The 18,098-nt window shown below is 32.2% G+C and carries 14 protein-coding genes; 13 read left to right on the top strand and 1 reads right to left on the bottom strand.

The features are described 5' to 3' along the window. Positions 1-285: 285 nt before the first annotated feature. The 3 genes from ACSVDA_RS07045 (at position 286) to ACSVDA_RS07035 (ending at position 4,032) form a co-directional block, all read left to right on the top strand. Entirely contained in the window at positions 286-1,719 is a 1,434-nt protein-coding gene (locus ACSVDA_RS07045; protein WP_485881956.1) for an alanine/glycine:cation symporter family protein, read from the top strand. 676 nt (positions 1,720-2,395) lie between these two features. Further along, a complete protein-coding gene (locus ACSVDA_RS07040) occupies positions 2,396-3,334 on the top strand; it encodes a S8 family peptidase (RefSeq protein ID WP_485881954.1) in 939 nt (312 codons plus the stop codon). 479 nt (positions 3,335-3,813) lie between these two features. Next, complete coding sequence (locus ACSVDA_RS07035; protein ID WP_485881952.1) at positions 3,814-4,032, top strand: DUF1272 domain-containing protein; 219 nt, start codon at positions 3,814-3,816, stop codon at positions 4,030-4,032. 105 nt (positions 4,033-4,137) lie between these two features. On the opposite strand, the gene ACSVDA_RS07030 is transcribed toward ACSVDA_RS07035, so the two are convergent. After that, the gene (locus tag ACSVDA_RS07030) at positions 4,138-4,869 is read right to left on the bottom strand and encodes a WecB/TagA/CpsF family glycosyltransferase (RefSeq protein ID WP_485881950.1); all 732 of its coding nucleotides are present in this window, start codon (positions 4,867-4,869) and stop codon (positions 4,138-4,140) included. A gap of 775 nt (positions 4,870-5,644) precedes the next feature. Here ACSVDA_RS07030 and tagD point away from each other — a divergent pair. The 10 genes from tagD (at position 5,645) to helD (ending at position 17,930) form a co-directional block, all read left to right on the top strand. After that, positions 5,645-6,040 (top strand): glycerol-3-phosphate cytidylyltransferase, encoded by a 396-nt coding sequence (gene tagD, locus ACSVDA_RS07025; RefSeq protein ID WP_320209764.1) that lies wholly within the window; start codon positions 5,645-5,647, stop codon positions 6,038-6,040. Then, on the top strand, positions 6,040-7,212 hold the full coding sequence (locus tag ACSVDA_RS07020) for a CDP-glycerol glycerophosphotransferase family protein (RefSeq protein ID WP_485881948.1): 1,173 nt from the start codon (positions 6,040-6,042) through the stop codon (positions 7,210-7,212). Before tagD ends, ACSVDA_RS07020 begins: the two co-directional genes overlap by 1 nt. A 69-nt stretch (positions 7,213-7,281) precedes the next feature. After that, positions 7,282-8,088 (top strand): ABC transporter permease, encoded by an 807-nt coding sequence (locus ACSVDA_RS07015; RefSeq protein WP_485881947.1) that lies wholly within the window; start codon positions 7,282-7,284, stop codon positions 8,086-8,088. Positions 8,089-8,329: 241 nt separating this feature from the next. Next, complete coding sequence (locus ACSVDA_RS07010; RefSeq protein WP_485881945.1) at positions 8,330-9,046, top strand: IspD/TarI family cytidylyltransferase; 717 nt, start codon at positions 8,330-8,332, stop codon at positions 9,044-9,046. Next, positions 9,039-10,064: a ribitol-5-phosphate dehydrogenase gene (locus ACSVDA_RS07005; protein ID WP_485881943.1), complete on the top strand. Its 1,026-nt coding sequence runs from the start codon at positions 9,039-9,041 to the stop codon at positions 10,062-10,064. Before ACSVDA_RS07010 ends, ACSVDA_RS07005 begins: the two co-directional genes overlap by 8 nt. Positions 10,065-10,093: 29 nt before the next feature. Next, positions 10,094-11,272, top strand: coding sequence for a CDP-glycerol glycerophosphotransferase family protein (locus ACSVDA_RS07000; RefSeq protein WP_485881942.1), 1,179 nt, complete (start codon positions 10,094-10,096; stop codon positions 11,270-11,272). A gap of 28 nt (positions 11,273-11,300) precedes the next feature. Continuing rightward, complete coding sequence (locus ACSVDA_RS06995; RefSeq protein ID WP_485881941.1) at positions 11,301-13,394, top strand: CDP-glycerol glycerophosphotransferase family protein; 2,094 nt, start codon at positions 11,301-11,303, stop codon at positions 13,392-13,394. A 497-nt stretch (positions 13,395-13,891) separates the two neighbouring features. After that, the gene (locus ACSVDA_RS06990) at positions 13,892-14,167 is read left to right on the top strand and encodes a hypothetical protein (RefSeq protein ID WP_485881940.1); all 276 of its coding nucleotides are present in this window, start codon (positions 13,892-13,894) and stop codon (positions 14,165-14,167) included. Between the two features lie 200 nt (positions 14,168-14,367). Next, the gene (gene tagH / locus ACSVDA_RS06985; protein ID WP_485881938.1) at positions 14,368-15,189 is read left to right on the top strand and encodes a teichoic acids export ABC transporter ATP-binding subunit TagH; all 822 of its coding nucleotides are present in this window, start codon (positions 14,368-14,370) and stop codon (positions 15,187-15,189) included. A gap of 386 nt (positions 15,190-15,575) precedes the next feature. Next, positions 15,576-17,930: an RNA polymerase recycling motor HelD gene (helD, locus tag ACSVDA_RS06980; RefSeq protein ID WP_485881936.1), complete on the top strand. Its 2,355-nt coding sequence runs from the start codon at positions 15,576-15,578 to the stop codon at positions 17,928-17,930. The last annotated feature ends 168 nt before the right edge of the window (positions 17,931-18,098 follow it).

Below are 18,098 nucleotides of genomic sequence, written 5' to 3'. Positions count from 1 at the left end.
TACGAACACCTTCCTTTGTAAATTAATTTTACTATATTAAAAATAATTGTAAAACTAGGAAATATTGTTTTGTTTAATAGGGTTGGAGCTTCTTTATACAATGCTTATACACTATTTATATAGGAGTTTACTTAAGAAAGTACCGTAAAAATTATAAATATATGAAATCACTTTAATAAATATAATTTTTTGATATATTAAAAAAATTATTGCAATATTCTATTTTGTTGTTTATAATTTAGTACATAACAGCGGAGAAGTGATGCATCAAGAGGAGGAAAGTAAGTGGGACAGTTATTTAATACCATTGTTACCGAACTAAATAATTATCTTTGGTCTTATATTTTAATAGGTTTATTAATCGGTTTAGGTGTATATTTTTCTTTTAGAACGAAGTTTGTACAATTTAGACTTTTAGGTGAAATGTTTAGGCTGTTGACAGATAAAGCTACGGTCTCAGCAGACGGTAAAAAAGGGATTTCATCCTTTCAATCATTTTGTATCGGCGCGGCAACAAGAATTGGAACGGGTAACTTAGCCGGTGTGGCTATTGCCATAGGACTTGGCGGACCTGGTGCAGTTTTTTGGATGTGGATCGTTGCTTTAGTTGGTGGTGCAACAAGCTTTATCGAAAGTACGTTGGCACAAATATACAAAGTTAAGGATAAAAATGGATATAGAGGTGGGCCTGCTTATTATATTGAAAAAGCTTTAAATGCACGTTGGTTAGGTATTATCTTTGCGATATTCATTACGATTAGTTTCGGGTTAATTTTTAACTCAGTACAGTCAAATACGATTTCAGTTGCATTTGAATCAGCCTTTGGCACAAGTCGTCTCGTAATGGGCTTAATTATAACTGGGGTATCGGCACTCGTAATATTTGGCGGCATAAACCGCATAGCAAAAGTGTCTCAAGTTGTTGTACCAGTTATGGCGGTATTCTATCTTCTCATCGGACTATTTATTATTGTTACAAACTTCCAAGCAATACCTGGAGTATTTAGTTTAATTATATCTAGTGCATTCGGCTTCAATGAAGCTTTAGGTGGTACAGTTGGTGCAGCTATATCTTATGGGGTTAAACGTGGCTTATTCTCTAATGAAGCTGGAATGGGTAGTGCTCCAAATGCAGCAGCAACAGCTACAGTTTCTCACCCTGCAAAACAAGGCCTTATTCAAACACTAGGTGTTTTCGTTGACACATTATTCGTATGTAGTGCAACAGCATTTATTATTTTATTATCAAATGAATATCAAACAGGAACGTTTGAGGGAATCAACTTACTGCAAGCATCATTAGTTTCGCATGTTGGTCCTTGGGCAAGCGTATTTATTGCAATTTCAATTTTCTTATTTGCATTTAGTTCAATTATCGGTAGTTATTACTATGGTGAAACGAACATTGAGTTTATTAAGAAAGATAATACAGTATTATTCTTATATCGCATTGCAGCGTTAGGAATGGTATTATTCGGCTCGTTAGCAAGTGTACAAATCGTTTGGGATTTAGCAGATTTATCAATGGCATTAATGGCAATAACCAATTTAATTGCCATCGCATTTCTAGGCAAAATTGCTTTCAAAACATTGGATGATTATGTCTCTCAACTCAAAGTCGGTAAAAACCCAGTATTCCACGTATCAAACGTAGATGGTTTGCAGAATGTTGAGTGTTGGGGAGAAGAAGAGAAAATTGACAACAAAAAAGCTGTTTGATAATTATGTTAATCGCAACATTGAAGTTGAGACAGGATGTTATTCTGTCTCTTTTTTTGTGTGAAGTTATCTTTTACACAATTTGTTGTTAGTTATTTAATGAGAACAGTCATCATGCTTCATTTAAAGCATTTTAGTGAGCTACTTAATAGCGGTTATTTGATATACACTGAAAAAAGTAAGAAAGTACCTACGCCTTGTAAACTTCTTTCTCAGTATGTAGTAGTTTCATTAGCCAAATTGATTGTATCAACCTTAAGATTTTACTCATCCTAAATTCCGTTGTAAAAAGAGCATTTATGTGTAAATCTTAGAAGTTATTTAATAGCAAATAATAGGTAAATATGGTATATTGTTAAGTGTATAAAACTTACGATTTACAAGAATTATCCTCGGTTTAATTATCTGAAAATTCTATAAATATAAAATCCAAGCTATGATTAAAATCCATTCATTCTATTTCATCTCAATATTAGGCCCTACATTAATACGCATTGATAGTTGTTTTTCATCCCCATAAATCAACACGAATACAACTAGAGTATCGTGGTATCTTTATCTTCTATAATATGATGATAATTATAGAAGACTTTATAAATAACAACTAGCTCATTTTACGAAAAGAACCATAATTAAAAAGCGAGGCAAGTGCTATTATCGATAGGAGGTACTTTCAATGAGTCAAATTCGACTAATACCATATAAGGTTGACCAAATTGTTGACAAAACAACCGAAATACCACGGGGAGTTGCATTAATAGAGGCGCCAAGTATGTGGGAAAAGGGATATATGGGAAATAGTGTTGTTGTTGCTGTACTTGACACGGGATGTGATATTGAACACCCTGATTTAAAAGATAGAATAATAGATGGAAGGAATTTCACTAACGACTATGGTGGAGATGTGTCAAATTTTGATGATAACCAATATCATGGTACGCATGTAGCTGGTACAATAGCAGCCACGTTAAACAATTATGGCGTTGTTGGTGTTGCACCAGAAGTAAAACTATTGATTTTAAAAGTATTATCCAAAGATGGATCAGGGAGCTATAAGGGTTTAATTGATGCATTAGATTATGCTATAAATTGGCGTGGACCTGATGGTGAAAAAGTTCGTGTTATATCCATGTCTCTTGGAGGGCCAGAAAATGTATCTAGCCTACATACTGCGATTAAAAATGCAGTCAAAAACGATATTTTAGTCGTATGTGCTGCGGGGAATGAGGGGGATGGAAACGTTGATACAATTGAAAAGAGCTACCCAGGTTATTATGATGAAGTCGTGTCGGTCGGAGCTGTCGACTTTGACAAAAGACTAGCTGATTTTACGAATACACATGAGGAAATTGATTTAGTAGCACCAGGAGTAAAGGTTTTGTCAACATATCCAAATAATAAATATGCAAGGCTGTCTGGGACATCCATGGCTACACCACATGTTTCTGGTGCAGCAGCCTTGTTGTTAAATGAGAAAGAAAAAGAGTTAGGTAGAAAAATATGTGAACACGAGTTATATAATATTTTAATTGAGCATACTCAACCAATTGGCTATAGCAGACATGCTGAAGGGAATGGGCTTCTTTATTTAGGAAATAAACAACTTGCTGAATAAGAAAATTTGTATTCTAACGCAGAACTTCCCAATGAAACCACAAGGTAGAGGGGCTGTAATAACAACTAATCTTTCCTCCAAGGTTGGGACCATTAGTAGAGCATTCGGTATTGCAGATATCATCAAAATTAACTGTAGCCAAGTGATCAATAGCAAGACCTAATTATACGCTCTACTTGCTGATTTTAACATACGTTTTTTTTAGTAGAGCCTTTATCAAGTTTCTTTGACTTAACTTATATGTTATATAATAAAGGCTGTTTTCGGTTTAATTGTTGCATCGTTTCACCTATAAAGATTATTAAAATCATATAATACACCTCAGTTGATCATATTTAAGTGAAAGAGGCAATAAAGTTTAGGAAATATGTGACTATCACCTTAAAAGATAAAAGTTCGTATGCATATTTTTTTGTATGAGAAGAAATATGCAAAACAACTAACAAGAATGAAAAATGTAAAAGAGAGGATGAAACAAGATGGGGTTAAAAATGAAAAAAGATTGCCAGCGGTGTGATATTTCCTTAACAAGGGATGCTGATGCGTATATTTGCTCTTATGAATGTACATTTTGTCCTCAATGTAGTACTGAAGTCAAAAATGTTTGTCCGAACTGTGGAGGTGAACTCGTCAGGAGACCGAAAAGAGATGGGAAATTAAGAACTGTTATGAATGTGTTGAACAACTCAAATCGATAAAGGTCACTTGAAGGTAGCAGAAGAGGTAAATACCTTATATTGCAAATTTTAATATTCAGTAAGAAATATTTATAAAAGGAAGGAAAAATTGCTAACATTATTATGTTAGCTTTTTTGATATTTCCTTTTGAGCACTCGCATCATAAATTTCGGAATGGCAATCATTCTTTTTAACCTAGATGGCTCTTTAATTAACCGATATAGCCATTCTAAATTAGTATCTCTCCATATTTTAGGCGCTCTTTTGACGACACCAGCCCATACATTAAAACTTCCTCCGAGCCCGATAAATACCCCTTTATTAAAGTTGTGTATGCTTTTTGCAATCCAATCCTCCTGTTTTGGAAATCCTAGTCCTACTAACACAATATCGGGTTCAGTTTCTTTAATTTGAGAGATAATGGTCTCATCATTATCATCAAAATAACCGTGGTGATATCCAACGATATCTACATGAGGATAATGTTGTTGAATGTTTTTAACAGTTAGGCCAATAACGTCAGGTTTTGCACCTAAAAGATATATTTTATAACGGTGGTTGTTTGCGATAATTAAGAGCTGCTCCATAAAATCTATACCCGTTAATTTTTCTTTGAGAGGTTTACCTAAGATTTTGGAAGCAATTACAATGCCCGCTCCATCTGGGATAATGTATGTAGCTTTTTTTAGGGTTAAATCGTATGATGGATTAGATTTTGCATATGTAATAATTTCAGGATTCGCTGTAACGATAAAGGTTTTTTGAGAAACTTGCATTCTATTGTGAACTTCTTTTATGAAGTTTTCCATTCGGTTGTTAACAAATTCATATCCCATAACCTCATCAAAGTTAAGCATATTAATATCCTCCGATATATTCACACGAAATAAATATCCCATAATTGTATTCCTTTATACTGGTAAGATATAAATTTCGAAGGGAATTTGTAAAATATAGATACACTAGAATGTTATTTTCGCATAAATTCGAGAAAAAATATAGTGTAATTGGAATGAAAGTCATTTTTTTGCTTTCATCAAAATATTTGGAATTGAGAGAAGCTATTGATTTCTTAACATTTTTGAACGAATTATATGTTTGTATAGTTAAGGGTTAATCGGATAAATATACTAGTATTATGAGTATTATATATTTTTGAAATACGACTAATCAGCAGAAAATAATTAATATATAGCGTAACCTTTGGTAAAATAGATGTCATAATCATCAAGGTAAGGATTGGTGAATGAGGATAATTATAAATTATCTACCAGAATCAAGAAAAAGATTGTGTTAAGACTAGGTGTATATTTGTTATTCTTTGTTAGGAAGCTATCCCTACATTCTAAAAAGCAGTTTTCTAATATGTTTTTCGTGCTAAATGTATAGACAAGCATACTAACTGACATTGTGAGCACCTTTTCCTCTCTAGTTATGGAGAAATAGCGTTTTTATACTCAGCTAGCTACGAGAAGAACCTATTACAAAAAGCACACGATAATATTTGTATTGTTGTCTAGCAATGTTTATCTTATAATTAGTTTTTTAATGCTAGTGGAAACCTGCTTATACATTCATTCGCAATACCGACATCTACAATATGCCTTTTAAAAAGAAGGGATGTAAGACGTTATGAAAAAAATTATTACCTATGGAACGTTTGACTTGTTGCATTGGGGGCATGTTAACCTTCTAAAAAGAGCAAGAGAATTAGGTGACCACCTAACTGTTGGCTTATCAACAGATGAGTTTAATACGATGAAAAATAAGCAATCCTACCATAATTATGAAAATAGGAAAAAAGTAATTGAATCAATACGTTATGTCGACAAAGTAATTCCAGAAAAGAATTGGGAACAGAAAGTTGCTGATATCATTACTCATAATATTGACATTTTTGTTATGGGAGATGATTGGAAGGGCAAATTTAACTATTTAGAGGATTATTGTCATGTCATTTATTTACCAAGAACAAAGAGTATTTCTACAACTATGATTAAAAAAAATATGGAGTTATTTACTGAATAATGGTTAAGGAATTATTAATATCAAGTTATTTACTTATATTTAAGCTAGTCTTTAATTTGTGTAAACAATTTAAGCTGAAGAAAAAATTAACATTCGTTTTATCATATGAAGAAAATGCGCATTTTTTATATAAAAAATTGATAAAACAATCTATGTCAATTGATATTATTATTTTGTGTAAAACGTCAACAAAAACAGACCTTCAACATATTTTTCAAGAAGCAAAAATATATACCTTTGAATCAAAGAATATAATTCATTGGCTTTTGTCTATTTATCATTTGGCTACATCTAAAATAATCATCATAGATAATTATTTTGCATTTTTATCGGCAATTACATTTAAGAAAAATGTTGAATGCATTCAAATTTGGCACGCTGCTGGAGCGTTAAAAACTTTTGGTTTACAAGACAAATCCGTTCGTAAAAGGAGAAACAAAGCTCAAAGAAGGTTTCGAAAAGTGTATAAGCAATTTCACAAGGTAGTTGTTGGTTCAGAAGAAATGGCACATATATTTATGGAATCATTTCATATTCCAGCTAATCATATACTCCCAACTGGAATTCCAAGGACAGATCTTTTTTATGATGAGCAACTAACAAGTCAAATTAAAGGTAAACTCTATTCTAGATTTCCTCTGTTAAAACATAAACAGATAATATTATATGCTCCGACCTTTCGTCATGGTCAATTAAATAATTACAATATTAAGCTGGATTTGGACAAGCTTTACGAGAAGCTGCAAGGAGACTATATTCTAATATTGAAGCTACATCCAATGGTTAAAGTAAATGTGGATTATGAGAGAACTTACAAAGGTTTCATTGTTGACTTATCTTCTTATAAAAACACAAATGAGTTATTGATGATCACGGATTATTTAATTACTGATTATTCATCCATTCCTTTTGAATATGCTATTTTACAAAAACCAATGATTTTTTTCCCCTATGATTTAAAAATCTATCAACAAGAACAGGGGGTTATTCAAGATTACGAAACCACCGTCCCTGGGCCGATAGCGAATGATACTGAAGAAATTATCGAATTTATTTTAACCCACCCATTTAATTATAAGTTGATATTACAATTTTATAATCGATGGAATGAACATTCAAAAGGAAATTCATCAAACAGACTTGTTCAGTACATACTAACCAAAATAACTTAAATTATTCGCACTCGTGGTCGTTCATTTAAGAACTAAGTTTATAGTGAGCTATATGGAAAGGATTACAACATGAAATCAGTAATGACGATTATTAATGAACATATCAACAACTTCTATTTAATAGTACGTTTATCTATATATGAATTAAAAAGTACAAATAATAATAACTACTTAGGTATTTTGTGGGAAGTCTTAAACCCAATGATTCAAATTAGTGTCTTTTGGTTTGTCTTTGGGTTAGGCATAAGGGGTGATAAAGGAGTAGGTGACATCGCTTACTTGCCTTGGATGCTTTCAGGCATTAGTGTTTGGTTTTTTATCTCTCAATCCATTTTACAAGGTTCGAGATCAATTTATTCAAGAGTAAGGATCATAGCAAAAATGAAATTTCCGATGAGTGTCATACCTACATTTGTTATCGCATCTAAGTATTACTCTCATCTTATACTTACTGGCATTATTATGGTGATATTGTTTTTCTACGATTATTCAATATCGGTATACTTTTTACAACTGCCTTATTTTATGGCTGCTACGATAGCTATATTAATTGCAATATCTTTAATAACGGCCACACTAGCAACGATTGTTCGTGACGTACAAATGGTTGTTCAATCAGTCGTCAGAGTTCTATTATATTTAACCCCTATATTATGGACAGTAGAGAAATTACCGGAGTTTATTCAGTTAATTATGAAATTAAACCCGTTTTATTATATTGTTGAAGGTTATCGATCGTCTCTATTAGGTCTGAACTGGTATTTTATCGACAATCTAAATTACACTTTATATTTTTGGGGGATTGTTTTCATACTATTATTAATCGGCTCTGTTTTACATGTTAAATTTAGAGATCGTTTCGTGGATTTTTTATAGAGGCCTACTTATGCTAAAGGCCAGTTATACTAGTAGGAGTTTTTTACTAAATATTAGCACAATATTTTTCGTTTAAGTAAGTGGTAACATTTACTTTTATATGCATTTATTATAAATTAGTAGAAGAAATTATAACCTAGATATAATCATTTGTCTGCTTTATGGACGGACATGAAGGCTCACAGAGTTACTGAAACCGTTGGACGAAGATCTACCTTAAATGAAAGGAGTTGTATCGTATATGATTTATGCAGAAATACTTGCAGGTGGAAAAGGAACTCGTATGGGTAATGTGAATATGCCAAAACAGTTTCTGCCATTAAACAAAAAGCCGATATTAATCCATACACTTGAAAAATTCATCTTAAATTCAGATTTTGAAAAGATATTAGTCATGACTCCTAGAGAGTGGATTCATCATTCGAAAGACATTATAAGTAAGTATATTGGTGAAAATGATCGGGTTATAGTGTTAGAGGGTGGGCAAGATCGCAACGAGTCAATTATGAATGGCATTCGTTATATCGAAGATACGGTTGGGATCTTTGATGATGACTATATTGTTACACATGACTCTGTACGTCCATTTTTAACACATAGAATCATCAAAGAGAATATTGAACAAGTTAAACACTATAATGCTGTTGATACAGTAATAGAAGCAATTGATACAATTATTCAATCTGAGGATGGAAACTTAATTTCTGACATACCAAATAGAAGTATGATGTATCAAGGACAAACTCCGCAAAGCTTTCATATAAAAACACTTGTTGGCTATTACAATAAATTAACACGAGCAGAAAAAGAACAGCTGACAGATGCATGCAAAATATGTTCATTGTATGGTGAAGAGGTAAAAATAGTTCAAGGTGAGGTTTTTAATATAAAAATAACTACCCCATATGACCTAAAAGTTGCTAATGCAATATTACAGGAGAAGATTGAGCATGATTAATCAAGTATATAGATTGGTATCTCCAAGGCAATTTGAAATTTCATATAAGGATAGTTCGATTAATTCTGATCGTATAATCGTTCGTCCAACATTTTTATCGATTTGCCAAGCAGATCAACGGTATTATACTGGAACTAGGGGGGAAGCTGCATTATCTAAAAAGCTACCCATGGCATTAATCCATGAGGCAGTGGGAGAGATCGTGTACGACCCTTATGGAGAATATCGCCCTGGGACGAAGGTTGTTATGATTCCAAACTCTCCTATTGAAGAGGATGAAATTATTGCTGAGAATTATCTACGTTCAAGCAGGTTTTTATCAAGCGGTTATGATGGTTTTATGCAGGATTATGTTTTTCTGAAAAGAGACCGCTTCGTAGTTTTGCCTGATAATATTAATGAATTTGTTGCTGCTTTTACTGAATTAATAACAATTGCGATGCATTCCATGTCAAGGTTTGAGAGGTTGTCGCATACTCGTCGAAAAAGATTTGGTGTGTGGGGAGATGGAAATTTAGGTTATATTACTGCACTCCTACTAAAAAGAAAATATGCTGATTGTCATGTCATCGTAGCTGGTAAAACGCAATATAAGCTTGACAACTTTTCATTTGTAGATGAAGTATACAATATTAATGACATACCAGATGATGTTCAGTTCGACCATGCCTTTGAATGTGTTGGTGGAATTGGAAGTCAATATGCAATTAACCAAATTATTGATTATATTATTCCTGAAGGTTCCATTTCAATCTTAGGAGTTTCTGAATATCCAGTAGAAATTAATACGAGGATGATTCTAGAAAAAGGTATTACGGTCATTGGAAGCAGTAGAAGTGGTTATATTGACTTTAAGAATACAGTTGATTTTTTAGCAGCAAATGTAGACATTGTGGATTATTTAGAAACACTTGTAGGCTCTGTTAATGAAGTTAGATCTATTAAAGATGTTATCAATGCCTTTGAAAAAGACTTAACTACATCTTGGGGAAAGACTGTGCTGGAATGGAAGATATAAATGTCTAATATTCAAAGAAGGATATTTCAATGATAAATGTTAAGCTGTTGCCAACATTATTAGTGAAAATTTTTTTTGGTGGTTTACATCAACTTTTTGTATTGCTTTATACGATTAATCCTAATAAAATAACCTTTGCATCTAGTCGTTCTGAGGAAATTAGCGGAAATTTAAAATTTGTTTATGAGGAGCTATTAGCTAGAAAAAAAGGATTCTCTTTTGTATTATTATTTAAAAGGAATTCAGCAAGTAAATTAGGGAAGTTGGCATATTTAGTACACATGTCTAAGGTAATGTATCATCTGGCTACTTCAAAATACTTTGTGATAGATGATTATTTTCTTCCTGTGTATATTATTAGACCTAGAAAAGGTATAGATATTATTCAACTATGGCATGCAGCAGGTGCATTTAAGACATTTGGACATAGTACAATTGGTAAAAGTTTTGGCCCATCTAAAGAATATTTAAACTACATAAAAGTACACGGCAATTATACTAAAGTATTAGTTAGTGCGGAAGAAGTTATTCCTTTTTATGCTGAAGCATTTAATATGTCTGCCAATAAAATATACCCCATTGGCATACCAAGAACAGATTATTTTTTTGATTATGAAAAGCATAAGACAATTTATCAAAGATTTATTGGAGAATTTCCTGAACTATCAGGAAAAAAATTGATATTATATGCTCCTACTTTTCGTGGAAATGGTTACCATCAGAAATCAATAGACTATTTAATTGATTTCCATGCATTACATTCAGTTTTAGGAGAGGATTATGCGGTTCTTGTGCACCTTCATCCATATGTACAGGAAAAAATAGCAATAAACCCAAAACATTCTTGTTTTATTTTTCAAATTGAGAAGAATTATAGTATTGAAGAGCTATTATTATTATCTGATATGTTAATTACTGATTATTCTTCTATTATATTTGATTATAGTATTTTACAACGTCCTATCTTATTTTATGCAAACGATTTGGAAGAGTATAGGAAAGAACGGGACTTCTATTACCCTTATAACAATTTTATCCCAGGTCCGTTTTTTAGTAATTCCAAAGAACTCGCTTACTGGATTAAAAAAGGTGAATTTGATTATCAGTTAATTTCAACATTTAGACAACGCTTTTTACCAACCAGTGATGGTCATGTATCCAAAAGGGTGACTGATTTCATATTTTCGGTTGATACATACTCAGAATGATTACAGAGAAAGAAGGGGGTTTACTTTAATGAACTCACCAGATAGTAAGTCAGATAACAATATAGAACCTGACAAATTTAATTTAAATAAAGAAGAAATTATGTTCATAGAAAAAAGTAAAAATGCTAATAAAATACATACATCTGTTCATAGCTTGACAAATGAGGGACAAGAAAATAAACCTTTAGGATCTTATCAACAAAAATCAAGGGAGGAACTTTTAAGTTATACTGACGAAGCTAGGTTAGTAAAGGAAAATGAAACTATTGAAGAGCTACTTTCAGCTGTCAAAGAGATGGTAGCTGTGGGAAAAGAAATTATTCCTATAATACCTGATACTTATGAAGAAAATCATAACGACGTTGACATGCTTCCTATAGTAAAGAAGATGATAGATGAAGGGCAAGAGGTTATACCAAATAGGGTGATTACAAACCTAAGTTGGAACGGTGCGATTATGGATATTAAGGGATATTATTATTTGCAGGATATTCCTTTGGTTGATGAAGATTTAGTAAAGAAACGTCTCATTTTAATTAACGAAGAGAAAGAGAAAATAGCTATTCCTTTAAGAGATGTTGCAGTTGGATTAATTACCGATGATAAATCAAAAAATATTGATGTAGATGTATACAAATGGGCAGGCTTTAACGGGACGATAAATTTTGCGACAATAACTAAAAATGCACTCCCTCTTCCTGCGGCATTATATAAAATATTTATTGAAATAGAGATTCAAGATTATAATAGCAAAAAGTACAGCAGAATGTATCCATTAGGTAATATAGAGAAGTTTTTACATCATCAGTTCTATACAACTAAAATGGAGTATTTTTCTAATAGAAAAGAAATGAGATATAATCTTTTAGCATCTTATGATGAACATGAAAAGACATTGGCATTAAGATCAACACAGTTAATGGATATTGACCCCTCTAGGTTAATGATTGAAAAAAATAAGAGTAATGGCTTAATATATAAAATCATAAAAACGATTGGTTTTAGAGGTCTGTATAGCATTTTTAAATTGCTACCAATGCAGAAAAATAAAGTGCTGTTTGCGTCAGATAGTCGAACAGAAATGAGCGGTAATTTCGAATTCGTTTATGAGGAAATGCAAAGTCGAGAATTTGATTGGAAATACAGGTTTTTATTTAAAGAGGGTATTGCTGAAAAAAAGACTATTGGAGAAATAGTGGAGTTAGCTTATCATTTGGCAACATCGAAAGTTATTTTACTCGATGACTTTTACCCGATGGTTTATCCTTTGACAATTCGTAAAAATGCTGAACTCATTCAACTTTGGCATGCAGTGGGTGCTTTCAAGAAATTTGGTTTTAGTCGGATAGGTCTACCTGGTGGGCCTTCACCAAAATCAAAAAATCATAGAAACTATACTAAAGCAATTGTAAGTTCTGATCATATTGGGAAATATTATGCTGAGGGTTTTGGTATTGATAGGGAAAAAGTTGTAGCAACTGGAATCCCTAGAACAGATGTGTTTTTTGATAAAACTTATCAAGAGGAAGTAAGGGAACAATTATACAATGACTATCCATTTTTAAGAGGAAAAAAAGTCATTACGTTTGCACCAACCTTCAGAGGGAATGGTCAACAATCCGCTTATTATCCTATGGAAGTATTGAATTTACATAAGCTATATGAATCATTAAGTGATGAATATGTTTTTTTGTTTAAATTACACCCGTTTATAAAAAATGACTTTAGTATACCTTATCAATATGGTGATTTTTTCTATGATTTTTCATCGTATCGTGAGATCAATGATTTATTATTTATAACAGATGTGTTAATAACAGACTATTCTTCAGTATGTTTCGAGTACGCATTGCTTAATAAACCTATGATATTCTTTTCTTATGATGTTGAAGAATATGTACAGAAAAGAGATTTTTACTTTGAATATCAATCATTTATTCCTGGTCCGCTCGTGCGGTCTACAAAAGAATTAATTGAGACAATTATAAATAAAAATTTCGAAATGCATAAAATAAAACCATTTGTAGACTATTTCTTTGATGATGTAGACGGTATGTCTAGCACAAGAGTCGTGGATCAGTTGATTTTAGAGCTTGGGGAAGAAGTTATTGAAGAGGGATAAATTAGGAAGTTTAAAAGAGGTCTACTGTCTGAAAAGAATACGTACGAAACATAAATAACTGATTTATGCCATTGTAAGAGAATTTGTTTAGGTATCAATATCTAACAACAATCTTGCAATGGCATTCTTTATATATGAACTATTAATGTATTTACAAAAAATTATTAAAATCTTTAAAAGCTTACTGTATTTTTTACAAATCATTTCCGTATAATAAAGTAAATAGTTCGATCTGATCTAACTTATATTTATATTGTTTATGTGGAAAACTTAGTATATGCCAATTGTTCATGTTCATTATTACTTCATTCAGGGACAGCTTAGCATTCACCACGAACATTTATATTGCTTTCGCTTATCCTAATTATTGTTTTCGTAGAAGAAATAATATGTAAAAACAACTAACGTTCATGATGCTTTTCCCTACAGCACGATAGCTGGGTGTGGCGGTTATTGATTTGTTCGTGAAGACGTAAGTTGAATAAGGGGGACTTTAAATGAGGATAAAAGTTATAAATTCAATAACTGATGAAAATGGTATTGCTACACCTTACGACATGATTGGCAAAGAATATGATGTAATTAAAAAAGATCAGGAAGGTGTATGGGTGAGAGCTCAAGGTAAACTAGATGCATTTTTATACTACGAAGAATTAGAAATTTTAGAACTAAGTGACAATTTGTCTAACCCTCTTAGTCATTATTTTAAGGGCTTACCTAAAGATAAATATGAAGAAGAATTAGCATCTTTAGGGTGTTCGCATTTACTATAAGAAAAATCATTTTTTTTGGACTGGTGTATGGTCATTTTATTTTATTATCTGATTGCAGCACGAAACCCGCTAATATTAATCATGATTGTGAGTATGGTGTTAAAAATATCTATTCTTAAAAATTTATGTTAATATGAAAATAAAATTGTGAATAGTAAAAGTGCCTATATTCATTTTTATGGTTAATAGAAGGAGCAAATATGAACAGTACTGTTATTTTTAACAATGTAGCAAAAAAGTATAAAATGTATAAAAAAACTTCAGATAAGTTGTTAGATATCGTCCTCCCTAAAGGCTATGGGAAGGATTTTTATGCGTTGCAGGATATTAACTTTAAAGCTGATAAGGGAGATACTATAGGTATTGTTGGTATTAATGGTTCAGGAAAATCGACATTATCAAATTTGATTTCAGGAGTAATACCACCCTCTTCAGGAGGTATTGAAATAAACGGTGAAGCATCACTTATTGCTATTGCATCTGGCTTAAACAATGAATTAACTGGGAGAGATAACATTGAGCTGAAATGTTTAATGTTAGGCTTTTCGAAACAAGAGATAAAATTGTTAACTCCGGAAATTATTGAATTTGCTGAACTCGGAGAATTCATTGATCAACCCGTAAAAAAATATTCAAGTGGTATGAAGTCTCGATTAGGGTTTGCAATATCAGTGTCAATTGACCCTGATATATTAGTAATTGATGAGGCGCTATCAGTAGGTGATAAAACATTTGCTGATAAATGTTTAGAAAAAATGAATAGCTTTAAAGAAAAAGGCAAGACGATCTTTTTTATAAGCCATTCTATGGGTCAAATTAAAGACTTCTGTGAAAAGGTTCTTTGGTTAGAAGCAGGTGAAATCAAAGCATATGGTTTAAAAGAGGATATTATACCTCAATATGAGAAGTTTATAAAAGATTATAAGAAAATGACGAAGGAAGAAAAAGAGCAATTAAAACAAAAATTTAATGAAAAACGTAGCGGCAAACAGATTCAAGCGCAAACATCCTCTACGGGTTAAGCTAACAGACATAATATTTACCTATGTTAATTAAGGTTGTTTTCACATGGATTGTTGCTTGCGTTTTAAGATAAAAGCCACGTTTACATCTAGCATAGTATACATTATGCTGTGCATTTTTAGTAGCAAATGCAAAGGAGTTTAAGGCATAAATTAAATGGAAATCCTAACTATAACAAACTAAGGGGCATTTCTAAGTCGAATTTTGACTTAGAAATGCCCCTTTTTGTATGTAAATATATATTGATTCGTAAATAAGGTTATGTTAGAATAAGATTTGATCAGAAGATATATTATATAATCATATTTACCCAATTTAATATTAACATTTAATTATATTTCTGTCAAGCTTTTAGTCAAAAATATCTAATTTGAGAGGTGCTTATATGAATAAAGTTAGCAAGGAATGGCATGGAGAACAGCATCGTGTTGATTTTGTAGTCGAAAAAATTTCGGCAGAACTTGGATCTCTTAAGAAAGATATAGGTGATGTTAAAGCTGAGATTATTAATATCCGTAAGCATTTTTGGGATGATGTAACAGTTAATTTAGATAATACAAACGAAGCAACTGAAACAGCTATTAGTGTTAAACAGCAGGCGGAGATGCTTTCTGAAAGGGAACGGAATCACAAACAGGCGTTTCAACAAATAACAACCTTAAATAAATTAAAAGATTCACCTTATTTCGGAAGGGTTGATTTTGTTGAAGATGGAGATTGTGAAATGGAAAACATTTATATCGGTATTCGATCTTATTATGATGAAGAGTCGGAACAATTTCTCGTTTATGATTGGAGGGCACCAATTTCGAGTTTATATTATGACTATTCATTAGGGAAAGCTCAATTTTTAACGCCTGAAGGTGTAATCTCAGGAGAGATGAACCTAAAGCGTCAGTTTATTGTTCATGAAAGTCAAATCGTTAGTATGTTCGACACAGGTGTTACGATTGGTGATAAACTATTGCAAGAAGTGCTTGGTAATCAATCTAGCTCTCAGATGAAAAGTATTGTTGCAACGATCCAGAAAGAACAGAACTTAATCATTCGTAATGAAAACAGTCGCTTACTAATTGTTCAAGGTGCAGCAGGAAGTGGAAAGACATCAGCTGCTCTACAACGTGTAGCTTTTTTGTTATATCGATATCGAGAAACATTACAAGCAGAGCAAATATTGCTGTTCTCTCCTAATTCAATGTTCAACAGTTATGTTTCAACTGTACTCCCAGAGCTTGGTGAGGACAATATGCAGCAAACAACTCTTCAAGAATATATAGACCATCAACTTGGTGAAGAATTTGACTTAGAGGATCAGTACGAACAGCTTGAATATACATTGACAGCTAACAAAGATTCCAGATATTCGGTTAGGATGAACAATATACGATATAAAGCCAGTTTGGATTTTATGTTGCTAATAGATCATTACATCAATCAACTGAAAAAACGAGACATGATTTTTAAAGATATAATATTTAGAAATCAGGTTGTTATTTCAGCAGATCAAATAAAAGAACAATTCTATTCGTTTGATACAACTATGCGGATTCCTAACCGTTTAACGCTAATGGTGGAATGGTTGCTTAAAGAGCTGAAAAAAATTGAAAAAGCAGAACGTAAGAAGTCATGGGTCGAAGATGAAATAGAATTATTAGACCGTGACGTTTATGCTCGGGTATACCGAAAACTTCAACGAGATAACAACAAGTATAATAACACATTTGACGATTACCGACGCGAGCAAAAGCTACTTGCAGCAATAGTTGTTAGAAAACACTTTAAACCTTTGCTGGCTGTAGTGGAACATTTGCGTTTTGTTGATGTCCGAAAAATTTATATGCAGCTATTTACAACTAAACAATTGATGAATATGCCGAAAGCTGAAGAATGTATCCATTATCAGTGGGGAGAAATGTGTGATCAAACAGTAGTCCGTATAGAAAAATTCGAATTAGCTTTTGAAGACACTATACCATACTTATATTTAAAGGAACAACTTGAAGGCTTCAAAAAAAATACGGCTGTTAAACACATTTTTATTGATGAGGCTCAAGATTATTCTCCTTTTCACTTTGCTTATATTAATTTTTTATTTCCAAATAGTAAAATGACCATTCTTGGTGACAAGAATCAAACAATTCACTATCAAGCTTCTCAAGATGGATTTGCATCATTGACGAAAATGATCGGAGAAAATCAAACTGAATGTATAGACTTGACACGTAGTTATCGTTCAACTCGGCCAATTATAGAATTCACAAAAGAGATCCTTGTTGGAAATGTAGCGATTGATGCATTTAACAGAGAGGGTGAAAAACCTTTCATGACAAAGGTAGACAATGACAAGATCCATGTTGATAAAGTGAAACAACGTATTCACAAGCTTCAACTTGAAGGTCATAAAACGATAGCGGTTATTTGTAAAACAGCTGATGAAAGTAGGAAGGCATATGATGGTTTGAAAAATGATATAACTCTCCGACTTATTAATAAAACAACTAATTCATTCAAAAGTGGGGTACTTGTCATTCCATCCTACCTTGCAAAGGGTGTTGAATTTGACGCTGTAATTATTTTTAATGGTTCTAGTTCTATTTATTTAGATGAAAATGAACGTAAACTGTTTTATACTGCATGTACACGCGCAATGCACAAATTGCACATTTTCTTTATTGGTGAGATGAGCCCGTTTTTATCGTGCATTTCGCCTAGCAAGTATATAATTGAGCATAGCCATTAGAGTATATCATCATGGACATGACTTTAACTTTAAGTAGGGGTGGTTGTCATCTTTAATAGAGGAGATAATCACTCTTTTTCTTTGTAGGTTGCAACAGATCGCTTTAATTAAATTTATAACTTTCTTATACTTGACTAATACGATAGGCGGATTTATTAATTTCGAGAA

Source organism: Cytobacillus sp. Hm23 (genome assembly GCF_051842895.1).
Lineage (GTDB): Bacteria > Bacillota > Bacilli > Bacillales > SM2101 > Nanhaiella.
This window is presented reverse-complemented; position numbering and strand designations above follow the sequence as displayed.